General features: G+C 66.5%; 13 protein-coding genes and 2 pseudogenes. 10 read left to right on the forward strand and 5 right to left on the reverse strand.

The window, feature by feature from the left end:
* Window positions 1-47: 47 nt before the first annotated feature.
* Together BLR02_RS27195 and BLR02_RS27200 are read right to left on the reverse strand one after the other, a co-directional pair.
* A pseudogene (locus BLR02_RS27195) lies at window positions 48-1,597 on the reverse strand (IS3 family transposase).
* A 278-nt stretch (window positions 1,598-1,875) separates the two neighbouring features.
* A complete protein-coding gene (locus BLR02_RS27200) occupies window positions 1,876-2,787 on the reverse strand; it encodes a thioesterase family protein (protein WP_090665371.1) in 912 nt (303 codons plus the stop codon).
* A gap of 148 nt (window positions 2,788-2,935) precedes the next feature.
* On the opposite strand from BLR02_RS27200, the gene BLR02_RS27205 reads away from it, so the two are divergent.
* The 4 genes from BLR02_RS27205 to BLR02_RS27220 all read left to right on the forward strand — a co-directional run bounded on the left by BLR02_RS27205 (window position 2,936) and on the right by BLR02_RS27220 (window position 4,856).
* Window positions 2,936-3,397, forward strand: a complete 462-nt coding sequence (locus BLR02_RS27205; protein WP_218128095.1) for a hypothetical protein — start codon at window positions 2,936-2,938, stop codon at window positions 3,395-3,397.
* A 230-nt stretch (window positions 3,398-3,627) separates the two neighbouring features.
* Window positions 3,628-3,948: a hypothetical protein gene (locus BLR02_RS27210; protein WP_218128096.1), complete on the forward strand. Its 321-nt coding sequence runs from the start codon at window positions 3,628-3,630 to the stop codon at window positions 3,946-3,948.
* 85 nt (window positions 3,949-4,033) lie between these two features.
* Window positions 4,034-4,261: a hypothetical protein gene (locus BLR02_RS27215; RefSeq protein WP_090665373.1), complete on the forward strand. Its 228-nt coding sequence runs from the start codon at window positions 4,034-4,036 to the stop codon at window positions 4,259-4,261.
* Between the two features lie 166 nt (window positions 4,262-4,427).
* The gene (locus tag BLR02_RS27220) at window positions 4,428-4,856 is read left to right on the forward strand and encodes an SRPBCC family protein (RefSeq protein WP_090665374.1); all 429 of its coding nucleotides are present in this window, start codon (window positions 4,428-4,430) and stop codon (window positions 4,854-4,856) included.
* Between the two features lie 283 nt (window positions 4,857-5,139).
* Here BLR02_RS27220 and BLR02_RS27225 read toward each other — a convergent pair whose 3' ends face one another.
* Window positions 5,140-5,610 (reverse strand): transposase, encoded by a 471-nt coding sequence (locus BLR02_RS27225; RefSeq protein WP_090665375.1) that lies wholly within the window; start codon window positions 5,608-5,610, stop codon window positions 5,140-5,142.
* Between the two features lie 281 nt (window positions 5,611-5,891).
* Here BLR02_RS27225 and BLR02_RS27230 point away from each other — a divergent pair, with 281 nt between their 5' ends.
* From BLR02_RS27230 to BLR02_RS27235, 3 genes and pseudogenes are all read left to right on the forward strand, one after another.
* Window positions 5,892-6,167: a DUF3489 domain-containing protein gene (locus tag BLR02_RS27230; RefSeq protein ID WP_218128097.1), complete on the forward strand. Its 276-nt coding sequence runs from the start codon at window positions 5,892-5,894 to the stop codon at window positions 6,165-6,167.
* Window positions 6,167-6,304, forward strand: a complete 138-nt coding sequence (locus tag BLR02_RS29895) for a hypothetical protein (protein WP_176849868.1) — start codon at window positions 6,167-6,169, stop codon at window positions 6,302-6,304. Before BLR02_RS27230 ends, BLR02_RS29895 begins: the two co-directional genes overlap by 1 nt.
* 21 nt (window positions 6,305-6,325) lie before the next feature.
* Window positions 6,326-6,652: pseudogene (locus BLR02_RS27235) on the forward strand (recombinase family protein); the annotation flags it as partial.
* 234 nt (window positions 6,653-6,886) lie between these two features.
* Here BLR02_RS27235 and BLR02_RS27240 read toward each other — a convergent pair.
* Complete coding sequence (locus BLR02_RS27240) at window positions 6,887-7,879, reverse strand: tripartite tricarboxylate transporter substrate binding protein (protein WP_090665377.1); 993 nt, start codon at window positions 7,877-7,879, stop codon at window positions 6,887-6,889.
* 414 nt (window positions 7,880-8,293) lie between these two features.
* Between BLR02_RS27240 and BLR02_RS27245 the strand changes: the two genes are divergently transcribed.
* Both BLR02_RS27245 and BLR02_RS27250 read left to right on the forward strand, forming a co-directional pair.
* Entirely contained in the window at window positions 8,294-8,581 is a 288-nt protein-coding gene (locus BLR02_RS27245; RefSeq protein WP_218128098.1) for a DUF3489 domain-containing protein, read from the forward strand.
* The gene (locus tag BLR02_RS27250) at window positions 8,581-8,844 is read left to right on the forward strand and encodes a recombinase family protein (RefSeq protein ID WP_090665379.1); all 264 of its coding nucleotides are present in this window, start codon (window positions 8,581-8,583) and stop codon (window positions 8,842-8,844) included. The genes BLR02_RS27245 and BLR02_RS27250 overlap by 1 nt, the downstream gene beginning before the upstream one ends.
* A 13-nt stretch (window positions 8,845-8,857) precedes the next feature.
* Here the strand turns inward: BLR02_RS27250 and BLR02_RS29065 are convergent, their stop codons facing one another.
* On the reverse strand, window positions 8,858-10,183 hold the full coding sequence (locus BLR02_RS29065; RefSeq protein ID WP_143018350.1) for a hypothetical protein: 1,326 nt from the start codon (window positions 10,181-10,183) through the stop codon (window positions 8,858-8,860).
* 561 nt (window positions 10,184-10,744) lie between these two features.
* Here BLR02_RS29065 and BLR02_RS27260 point away from each other — a divergent pair.
* Window positions 10,745-10,991 (forward strand): transposase (locus BLR02_RS27260; protein ID WP_143018351.1); only part of this gene is annotated, 247 nt, incomplete at its 3' end.

Genomic DNA, 10,991 nt, shown 5'->3' on the forward strand with positions numbered 1-10,991 from the left:
GCGGTGCGCGTCAAGATAGTTGTCGCCTTGGTCTCGTAATCGCCCCCCTATCCGGTTTGCTTCAATGTGCTGACCGCGACGCTGCTGTCGCGCTCTGGGTTGAGGGTAACGGCGCCGATCGGGGTCCAATTGCGGGTCGGCCCGCTCCAGCGGCGGGGATTGGCCTCGCGGGCCTGCTGGTACAGCGCGTGGCGGGCGGCCAGGATGGGCCGGTCCTCGGTGGCATGGCGCTGGGCCGGGGTGACGTAGCGGATGCCGCTGTGACGGTGTTCGTGGTTGTACCAGCGCACGAAGGCGGCCGCCCAGTGCCGTGCCTCGGCGAGATCGGCAAAGCCCGCGGTGGGGAAGTCGGGGCGGTACTTGGCGGTGCGGAACAGCGCCTCGGCATAGGCATTATCGTCGCTGACCCTGGGCCGCGAGTGCGATGGCGCGATCCCGAGCCAGTGCAGCATGGCCAGCACGGTGGTGCCCTTGACGCTCGAGCCATTGTCGCCGTGCAGCACCGGACGGTGCGCACGGGCATGGATGTCCTCGGCCAGCGCGGTGCGGCGGACCAGATGCGCGGCGTGCTCGGCCTGGTCAGTCTCATGGACCTCATGGCCGACGATCTTGCGGCTGAACAGGTCGAGGATCAGGAACAGGTAGAACCAGCGCCCCTGCACCTGGGCCCGCAGGAAGGTCACATCCCAACACCAGACCTGCCCTGGAGCGGTGGCCACATGCGTGCTGGGCGGCCCTGCTGTCCGCGGCGGGCGAGCCCGGCCGCGGCGTTGCATCTGGCCATGGTCACGCAGCACGCGATGGAAGCTGGCCTCGCTGGCGACATAGACGCCCTCGTCGGCCAGCACCGGGACGATCCGGGCCGGCGGCGTGCTGGCGAAGCGTGGCTGATTGGCCAACTCTACGATCTGCGCCCGCTCCACCTCGCTCAGGGCCTGCGAGGGCCTGGGCCGGATGGCGTCGGGCCGGCGGTCGGCCCGGACCTGACCGTTCTCGCCACGCCAGCGCTGAAAGGTCCGCAGGTCGATGCCGGCCAAGGCACAGGCTGGGGCGAGCCGGGCGCCGGCGGCGCTGGCCGCCGTGATCTCGGCCATCAGGGTCTGGCGGTCCTCCAGGCGGGTCATTCGTCCTCGCCGTCGCGGAAGACCGCATCCAGTTTTTTTCGCAGCACCAGCAAGGCGGCCGTCTCAGCCAAAGCCTTGTCCTTGCGGTGCAACTCGCGCTCGAGCTCCCGGACCCGTCGCCGGTCCTGCCGCGCCTCGACGGCACTCGCCGCCCGCGGCTCGCCGAGGCCGGCAATGGCATCATGCTTCCAGGCCTCCAGCTCGGCGGGGTAGAGGCCTTGCTCGCGGCACCAGGTGCTGCGGGCGGCCTCATCCATCGTCGCCGTGGTGATCACCGCCTCCAGCCGTGCCGCCGGCGTCCAGCGCTGGTTGTTCGTCAGCTCACCGGGTGCGGCCAGCGCCTGGGCCCGCCAGCGTTCCAAGGTTGCAACGCTGACCCCAACCTCTCGGGACACCACATCAATGGCCGCGCTCTCCGGCGGTAGCAGCCGCGCCACGATGCGGTCCCTGAAGGCTTGTCCGTCTCTCGCCATTCTCGATCACCCGCGCCCCCTCATTGCGCGATCCTATCCAGGCGACAACTGCTCTGACACAGGGGGCTGGCGCGCCTCATGAAATCGAGCGAGCCAACAGGCGGCGCAAGCACCCTGGCGCTTCGCTTCAAGTCGGGAGCACGGTACCTTAGGAGGACTGTGCGGACGCTTTCGGAGGTGGGATCGAGCCCACCTCCGCCATGTCTCGATCACCGTCGGTTGACGAAGGCCCGCGCCTGCTCGATCGGCGGCAGGCTGGCTCAGGCCCGCTGGTGCCGCTAAACGGAGAGGCCGGGCACGACGAGCTCCTCCAGCGCGCGGCGCACTTCCTCATCCATGCCGATAGCCTTCCGCGTCGTGAGGTCGAAGGAGACCCCAATGGCCTCGGCCGCAGCGACCGTCACGCCGCTCTCGCCGTCAAAGAGCCAGTGCGCCCAGGTCGTGGTTTTGCTCCCCACGGCCTTGAGGCCGCTGCGGACCGTGACCAGATCGCCGGCCCGGATGGGGCGGTGGTAGACCAGGCGGTATTCGAGTGCTGCGCTGCCGACCTTCCCGCTGGGCTGTCCCCGCCGGCGCACGTCACGGGCTGGCGAGTTCGGCACCCCGTCCCAGATGCGGGCCATCACGCCGTCGACGCGCAACAGGCCGTTGTCGTTGCACTCCGTGGTCTGCACCGTGCCCTTGTAGGTTTGGCTCAGGCCGAGCTCCACCGCGTGCTTCAAAGACAATGGCTCCCGTGGAGGGTCGAAGCCGAGGCCCCGCGGGGCGGCGTAGTCTGGCACAACGACTGCAAGAGGGGTCACAGCATCGGCAATGCCGGAGAGCAGGGGGCGAGGGGCACCGGTCCGCGTGTCGGCCAGCACAGCGTCGGTCACGATCGTCGCCGCCACGGCGCCAGCGGCAACGTTCCGGATCTCCTGGTAGAGCCTGAGGGTATCGCCCCGCCGGTGAACGACCCCGCCATGGATCGAGAACGGGGTGCCGGCCGGGAGCTCACGGACGAAGCGGATGTGCTGGTCGGCTGGGACCAACCCGGCACCGTGCTCGCGCGCATTTGCGGGTCCTAATCCAAGCTCAAGTCCGAGCCAGTCCAGCGCTTCAAGGGCGCGCGAGACGTAGTGTCGGACGTTCATATGCCCCATCACGTCGCACTCGCCAACCTGAACGCTGCCCATACCGATCTCGATCATTCCGCCCCCCAATGAATTGGCGTGCTGCCCGCCCAGTCAGCATGCCCGGGCGGAGGGGGCAACACGCCTCGGCATCAGGGCATGCGGGTGCGCGTTCCGCTCCTGTGCCGGCATCAAGCCGTCGCCGGACTAACAGCAGGACGAGGACGTGACATCCGCACAGAACACCCGCGACGTGCCGCCCCACACCCCTGCGCAGCTCCTCCGCCTGCGGCGGGCCGACCTGGACGAGCTCTTCGCCAGCGCGGAAGCCGGGCCGGGGCCGGACGGTGAGTACCGTGGGACGCTCATCCTCCCGCTGGACGTCGTACCCCTACGCGGCATAGCGGCATCGGCCGGCCGCCTTGCGTGGCGCGGTAAGGTCTTCAACGCTGCGACGCGGCGGGTGATCAATCGGGTGCTACCCTTCGGGGTTCGTGCCGTCACCGCTGAGGTCCGGAAGGAGATGAGCATGCTGGACGGGCGCGAGTGTATCATCCTCGACTACTCGCGGACGTCCCTGGTCGCACGCAGCGTCCGCGACGAGCTGCGGCTGCTCCGGCCCGGTCTCTACCTGGGCCGGGCGTACTGGCATGGGTTCCGGGTCGCCGACTTTGCCCTCGAAGCCTGACCGGCGCGCCCGACCTCGCGACGCACGGTCGCCACGACCAAATCCCTAAGCACCCTACCAACGGAGGCCGCAATGCCGCCGCCCACCACGCCGTCGCTGCTCGGTCGCCGTCTCGTGGTCTCGGGGCTTGCCGCCACGGCGGTCGGGTCGCTGATCCCGGTACGGTGGGGTTGGCCCATACCACTTCGCTCCTGCCTACGCCACTGCAGACGAGCGAGCCCTTCTATCCCGTGGACTGGTCGGGCGATTCGGCCGCCGACCTGGTGCGGGTTTCAGGTGAGGCCGCACGGGCGCAGGGCGCGGTGACGCACCTGCGCGGCCGCGTTCTGGATGCGCGGGGTGAACCAGTCCATGTCGCGGCGACGACGCCGGGGCGAGCGCCGCTGGTGACACAGTTCTACTTGATCATCGAGCCACGGAATGAGCGTGATAAACTGTTCAATGCCCTGCGCGACCCGCGTCAGCGCGAGGCGCTGTTCCTGCGCAGAAAATCCGCCGATCGCCTCAAGTCCGGCGCGCTGCTCGCTAGCCGGGACATCGTGCTCGGCTAGCGCAGGCAGGGCAGGCCGGGGACGGTATTAGCCGGAACCGAATCCTTGGCTGCCAGTTCTGGCGTGATCCTGCGCGGAGCACATCATGGCACAGCAAGGCAAAGGGTCGACCCAGGCCGACGACCGGCACGAGAAGGCAAGGAACCTCGGCGAAGCGGCACTGGGAAAGCTCGCTGAGGGACGGGAGGCCGAGGCCGACCAACTGATCGAGAAGGCCAAAAAGCTTGACGAATCGGCGCTGAAGGAACTCGTCGAGGACCTCGACGAGGACGCCGGCTCGAACCCAGATGCGGCCAAGAGAGCACCCGGCTGACCGGCAAGCGGGCCTATCGGGTGGGGCTCGACGCCTGGCGCTGGGGCAAAGCCCTGCTTGCCGGCCTCCATGCCGTTTCGGCGTGGGGTGTCCAACAACCACCCCGGAGCCCAACACGAGCCTGGTCTGACCGCAACTGCAGCATTGCATTTGGCGTTCCGGGAGGATGGAACAGCAGATCACGATCGCCCGCCCAGCCGACGAGGTCTTCGCCTATTTGGCCGACCTCACTCATCTGCGTCACTGGTTGCCGCAACTGCGGCGTGAGGAGACGGAGCTGCCGGACGCCGGCTTGGAAAGCGACCGTGCTGCCGGCACGGTGCGTTGGTCCTTCGATCCGGCTGGAGAGTGGCGGGTACATGGGACAAAGGGGGTAACGACGTTGACGCTGTCCCTGCAGCGCGACACCGCCCAGGCGGCCGACCCCACTGGACCGGAGACGCCGGAGGACGCGGCCCGTTTCAGCGCGGAAGCCGCGTTGCAGAGCCTGAAATCGCATCTCGAGCGGGCCGGAGGAGGCGATCCGGACCTGCATACAGCTGATGTGTCGAGCCGCGCTTTCGGCCATAGCGCCACCAGCGACCCAAATATCTAAGAGCCATACCTATTTCGGAACTATTCCCCGAGCACCGGCCACTTTGCAGCCGACACAGCGGAGCTCGACATGTCGGCGCTGCATGACCGCTTCCCGCAAGATGTCCCGCAGGGCGGCCGCATTCTAGAAGCTGGCTGCGGCGTCGTGAGAGTTGTGCGCGGATGCGCAGAAAGTGCACAGATCTTCGCGGTGTGGGCTTCGGGGCGCCTCGGGCACTGTGATGCGCGTCGGTGTTGGTCTGCCCCGGAAGGCTAAGGGGCGAAGCGGACAGACTCGTCCCATGTCAGGCTGCCGCAGCGTGCAACAGGGTAACGGTGCGCCGAAGATTGTAGGCTATGGCAGCAAGCCGCACCTGCAGACCTGCCTTGGCAAGGCCGAGCCAACGCATCCGCCGTAGGCCATAGCTGCGCTTCCAGGTGCCGAACACCTTCTCGATGCGGCAGTGAACCCGCCGGACCGCCGCGTTGTTCGCTTCGAGCCGCGCGAGCGCGTCCGGGCCGCGGCCCCAGATGCCGGTACACATCGTGCGCGGCCGGCCGCCGCGGCTGATGATCAGCCGCTCCGCCGGCCCGCCGGTGAAGGCGCTGTCGCCATAGACGTTGCCCGGCTCCGGTGGCAGCACCGCTACCAACTCGGCTGCATCGTGCACGTTGACCGTCGTGACCTCGACACACGCACCAAGCCGGCACCTTCGTCGGTCGCCACGTGCGCCTTGTAGCCGTGCACCGGCTTGCGCCGGCGGTGCCCGGCCCACTTGGCCTCACCGTCCTGCCTAATGCTGGCGGACGGGACGCAGTCCCTGCCGCCGCGGCCCAGGAGCCCGGTAGCACGCCGCTGGTAGCCCCTGCGGCTGCGGAGGTCCTCGCACTGCCCACCGGCGCAGAGCCCGCCTGGTAACCCTCCACGGCACCCTCGGCACGCCCCAGCCTGCGCGACGCTGCCCACCGTGTCCTGGCCGCTTGGGACGGCGCGGCCGGCGAGCGCGCGGCCCTACCGGACGCCATCGCCGCCCTCCGCGCCATCTTGGTCAAGCCGGTGCCTGCGCCCGGCCCCGCCGGTCAGCGCAAGCCGCGTGAGGGCGCCAAGCAGCAGCAGGTGCTCGCCATGCTGCGCCGGCCCGAGGGCGCCACCGTCGTCCAGATCGCCGAGGCCACCGGCTGGCAAGCCCACACAGTCCGCGGCTTCTTCGCTGGGCTGAAGCGGCGCCAAGGCATCGCGGCGAGGCTGCTGAGCGGGTCCGGCAGGTCGGTCCCGGCAAGGAAGGGCGCCAAGGGCAGCTACACCGTCTACCGCATCACGGAGGCGGGCTGATGCGGCCGGCGCTGCACGGCGCCGCCAAGCTCGCGGTCGGGCACTACCGCGTCTCCACCTCCGAGCAGGGCCACAGCGGGCTCGGGCTGGAGGCGCAGCAGGCCAGTGTTCGGGCCTATGTCGAGGCCCAAGGCTAGACGCCGGTTGCCGAATACTCCGACGTCGCCAGCGGCAAGGGCGACCGCCGGCCCCGCTTCCAGGCAGCGCTAGCCCGCTGCCGCCAGCTCGGGGCGGTGCTGGTCGACGCCCGGCGCGACCGGATAACCCGGCGCGCCCACACACTGTCCGGGCTGCTGGAGGAGGGCTATCAGGTCCAGGCGGCAGATATGCCGGGCGCCGATGATCTGATGATGCGGATCTACGCCGCCGTGGCGCAGAAGGAGCGCGAGCTGACCAGCGAGCGCACCAGGGCGGTGCTGGGAGGTCCGGACACCGCTTCGGCCACACTCGCGCGACGCGAGGCGGCTGAGCGTGCGGCGCACTGATCGGCGCTTGAGGTCGATGCCTTCGTGGAGCCGGCATTACCTCATGTTCGGCGGTGGTTCGCGCACTGACGGAGCGTGGTATCGCTGTGCCTCAAGGAGGCGCCCTGTAGACGCACCGCGGGGAGCGCGATGCTGTCGCGGTGTAATCAGGGAGTTGGTCCACCAGGTGGTTTTTTGAGCGGTCCCGGATAGCCGCTTATGCGGTGACGTGGCGGGAGCCCACCAATGTGTAATTCACTCAAGCCGAATGCCGGCTTGCTTAATGAAGCCGTTCCAGCGCGTGCTCTGGTCACGGAAGAAGGTGGCGAATTGCTCTGGTGTGTTCGCCCGCGCCTGCAGGTCCAGGCTACGCAGCCTTTCAGCGACGTGCGGCGCTGCAAGAGTCTCGTTCAGCATTGCATTGAGACGGAGTACGATAGCTCGGGGCGTGCCGGTGGGCAGGAATAGGCCATTCCACTCGTATGTCTCAAAGCCAGGCAGCGTATCGGAAAGTGGAGGAAGGTCAGGCAGCGAGGCCAACTGTGTCGCGCCGGTATGGCAGAGTGCCTTCAGCCGCCGCTCTGTGACGAACGAGATCGCCGTATCGGCATTACCCCAGTAGTACTGTACTTGGCCGGCCAGCAGATCATTCGTGGCAGGGCCACCACCGCGATATGGAATGTGGTTGACGTGGATGCCGGCGCGCCGTGCGAACAGCTCGAGCGCGAGGTGCTGAACGCCGCCGCTGCCGGCCGAGGCCCAGTTCTGCGTTCCCGGCCGCGCCTTGGCATCAGCGATGACCTCCCTGACGGACTTGGCCTGGACGCAGGGGTGCATCAACAAGAGCTGCGGCACGGTGATCGCCTGGAAGACTGGGACCAGGTCGCGCACAGGGTCGAAAGTGAGCTGTGGGAATAGTACTGAGGTGGATAGCGGCGTCGTTCCATAGAGGATCGTGTAACCGTCCGCAGGCTGGCTCGCAGCATACCCGCTGCCGATCATCCCTGTGGCGCCGGCGCGGTTGTCGACGACGAATTGCTGCCGGGTACGCTGCGAGGTTTCCGCAAAGAGGAGCCGGGCGACGCTGTCGGCCGTACCTCCAGGGGGCCATGGCACAATCACGCGGACCGGGCGGGACGGCCAATCCACGTCCTGCGCAGCAGCTTGCTTCGCCGAGGTGGCGGCGAGGGCAGCGTAGATGGCCGCGCGGCGCGATAAGCCGGTAGCATGCTCTCGGATTTTGTTCACGGCGCTTCCTCAATTTTTTGGTGCTGGCGCGGACACTCTATGGCGGAAGAGGTCATCAACGAAACTATGTCGCACAACGCGAAGTTACCTAGCGTCGAGCAACCGGAGCTTTGATCCGCATGGCGGAAGTGATCCGGCGGCCACGATGAAGCCAGCGGCAACCGAGGGGCGAAGCATCGTTTCTGAACCTGCCGACGCGCCCTCAGGATTTTGGCAGCACGTTGCTGGCGACGCAGGTAACTGCGCAAAAACCTTATAGCATCTACCGGCACGAAGGCCACCCGAGCGCTCTCCAAAGCAGCGCCGGCGCGCCTTCGCCTGCACGACGTTATCCACTGAGTCTAAGTTGGATGGGAAGACGAGGCTGGCGAGCGCGCGGATCCGATCGACGCCACCACGGCTCTCTGCGCCATCGTGGAGAAGCCCAAAGCTGCAGCCCGCCCCACCGGCCCTCGTAAGCCGTGCGAGGGCACCAAGCAGCAGCAGGTGCTCGCCATGCTGCGCCGGCCAAAGGGCGCCACCGTTGGCCAGATCGCCGAGGCCACTGGGTGGCAGGCCCACACGGTCCGCGGCTTCTTCGCTGGGCTTAAGCGACGCAACGGCATTGCGGTCGAGGCAGCCGAACGGGTTCGGCAGGTCGGTCTCGGCAAGGAGGGCGCCAAGGGCAGCTACACTGTCTACCGTCTCGCAGAGGTCAGCTGATGCGGTCGGCGCTGCACCACGGCGCCCCCAAGCTCGCGGTCGATTTCTACCGGGTCTCGGCCGATGAGCAGGACCACAGCGGCCTCGGGCTGAAGGCACAGCAGGCGAGCGTTCGTGCATTTGCTGCGGCTCAGGGCTGGACGCTGGTTGCCGAGCACCCGGACGTGGCCAACGGCAAGGACGCTGGCCGGCTGGGCTTCCAGTTTGCGCTGGCACGGCGCCCACAGCTCATGCCGAGCATCCACGCTGTCATGGTGCAATAAAGCTGACGTAGTGTCACTTTCTTTTGCGCCGGCGACGCTGTCCGAACATTGACACTGCAGCGACGGCCGATGCGGCAGCTGCCCCCAGCAAGCTGATTGTCACAGCGCCTGCTGACACTTCATCGCGTGCTTGGCTTTTGACGCGTATGATTCCCCACAGACCCTGCGGTACGTCCCATTTCAGAACGCCGCTACGATATGCGAGATCTCGTGCCTTGTGCCCTGGATGTACAGGAATTTTGAACGCTAGTGTCCTCGCTGTGCCGCAACTCACGGCCGACTCGGAGGACACCCAAGGCACAGGACCAGTGGGCGGTTCAAAGCGGTCTTCCCGCCATGTGACACCGTGGATCGTAAAGCTGTGGTGGCGTGGTTTGTCGCAAGCGCCGACTAAATGGAGCCTGACTTCAGCGCCGCTCGGGACGTGCCAGACAGGCGTTGCGGGATCAGGTCGCAGCCGGGTGTAAGGGTTACCCTGCGGGTCGAACACTGGACCCAATGGTTCAGTACGGTAGTTAAAGCCCTTCTGCCCCTGATCCTCTTTCTCAGCGTCGCCAGCTTCTTCATTCGGTGGATCCGGCAGGGGGAATCCCACATTGCCGCCCTTGCCTTTCATAAAAAGCCGCAGGCCATCCTGCATCAGCAGCACCATATGCTCCTCCCTCTCTGCCGCCGGGTTCGAAGGAGCTTCGCCTTTTCGTACCACCGTCACTCGTGACCCGTGCCAGACGGCCTTAGCCGTGCTCCTGGCGCGTGCCCTTCGGGGTTGCACCTCGAAAGGGGTTGCGTCCTTCGGAAGGACAACCAGAGCGCCGACAAGGCCATGATGACGGTGATTGCGGAAGTCCGCCATGTCCTGAAGCAGCAGAGGGCCGAGCGCCTCACCCTCATTCGAATCTTCGCTTGTCGGACGGGACGTATCCCACTCGTACAGCTTCGTTTCCCCAGGCTGCGCTGTTTGAACGGGATTGTGGCCGACGTTCGCTCCATCAGCTGCCCGAATTTGATAGCGCACGAGGTCCGCGTGCATCGAAACATGCGATGAAACCGGACGGTCCGCCTTTTCCACCGGAACCTCCGGTGCGTGCGGCTCAGGCTCGAGGCTCTCACTTGGCAAAAGCTCGATGCTATTGGTCAGCTCGACGACAACCCTCTCGCCTTCTCTGCACCACAGAATAAGTGGCTCTCGTACATTGCCTTTGCTCGGTCCTGTTGGCATCCATTCGCCGCCAAGCTCTTTGGTGCCAGTGAGTCGGTAAACCAAGCCATAAGGGTCGACGATATCCGAGCGATACAGCAGCCGCTGTCGCTCGGCTTTGACTCTGAAGCGCCGTTCCATCGCCGGTGCGGGTGACTCAGCCGGCAATGGCCATGGCTCGCCTTCCGGTCTGGACAACTCCAAAGGCTCGCCGGCTATGGGCCGCGGCAGCACGCGGATTAGTCCCCAGCAGCCGAGCCATAGATCGTCAGCGCCAGACAGTTTGTACAGGTGATCGCCCGGACCGATCGGCACTTGGTTGATGAAAGTATAAGCTTCCGAGATCCCAAGCGACTGTTGGTTCCGAACTGCGGAGTCAAGCTGACCCCGGTAACGCCGCCAGCGGAGGCCATGGACCTGGAAGCTATGTTGCTCCTCATGTGACCCTTGGACAATCCGGAGCCAAACTGGATCACCCTCGTAGGTCTTGAAGATCGTCGTATCGGGGTCGCCATGCATAGAGGACCTGAACCAGTCTGCGGGATCTCCGGGCCGCTCTCTAATTGGCGCGCTTCGATAGTTGAGACCCATCACGCTCTGATCGCCGTGCCCGCCGACGACATTCGGCGGGTTGAGTGAGGTGGTCCCTGGATTTCGGACAGGCGGGTAAGCTCGGTTCGCTTGTGAGAAGGATGGCCCTGGATGACGGGCAAGCGGACGCGGTACTCGGCGGAGTTTAAGGCGAAGGTGGCGCTGGAGGCGCTGCGGGGTGAGCTGACGACGGCGCAGCTGGCGGCCAAGCACGGCATTCACCAGACGATGGTGGGTGAGTGGAAGCGGCAGGCCATGGAGGGGCTGACGGCGGTGTTCTCCGGCAAGGCGGCGGCGCCGGAGAGCGCGAAGGTGGCCGAGGCGGAGGTTGAGAAGCTGCACGCGAAGATCGGGCAGC

Source organism: Belnapia rosea (assembly GCF_900101615.1).
Classification (GTDB): Bacteria; Pseudomonadota; Alphaproteobacteria; order Acetobacterales; family Acetobacteraceae; genus Belnapia; species Belnapia rosea.

Bases quoted from the DNA above. Each gene is read 5' to 3' on its own strand.
- BLR02_RS27200 (WP_090665371.1), bottom strand. From the start codon at position 2,787: ATGATCGAGATCGGTATGGGCAGCGTTCAGGTTGGCGAGTGCGACGTG.
- BLR02_RS27215 (WP_090665373.1), top strand. From the start codon at position 4,034: ATGGCACAGCAAGGCAAAGGGTCGACCCAGGCCGACGACCGGCACGAG.
- BLR02_RS27220 (WP_090665374.1), top strand. From the start codon at position 4,428: ATGGAACAGCAGATCACGATCGCCCGCCCAGCCGACGAGGTCTTCGCC.
- BLR02_RS29895 (WP_176849868.1), top strand. From the start codon at position 6,167: ATGCGGCCGGCGCTGCACGGCGCCGCCAAGCTCGCGGTCGGGCACTAC.
- BLR02_RS27250 (WP_090665379.1), top strand. From the start codon at position 8,581: ATGCGGTCGGCGCTGCACCACGGCGCCCCCAAGCTCGCGGTCGATTTC.
- BLR02_RS29065 (WP_143018350.1), bottom strand. From the start codon at position 10,183: ATGGAACGGCGCTTCAGAGTCAAAGCCGAGCGACAGCGGCTGCTGTAT.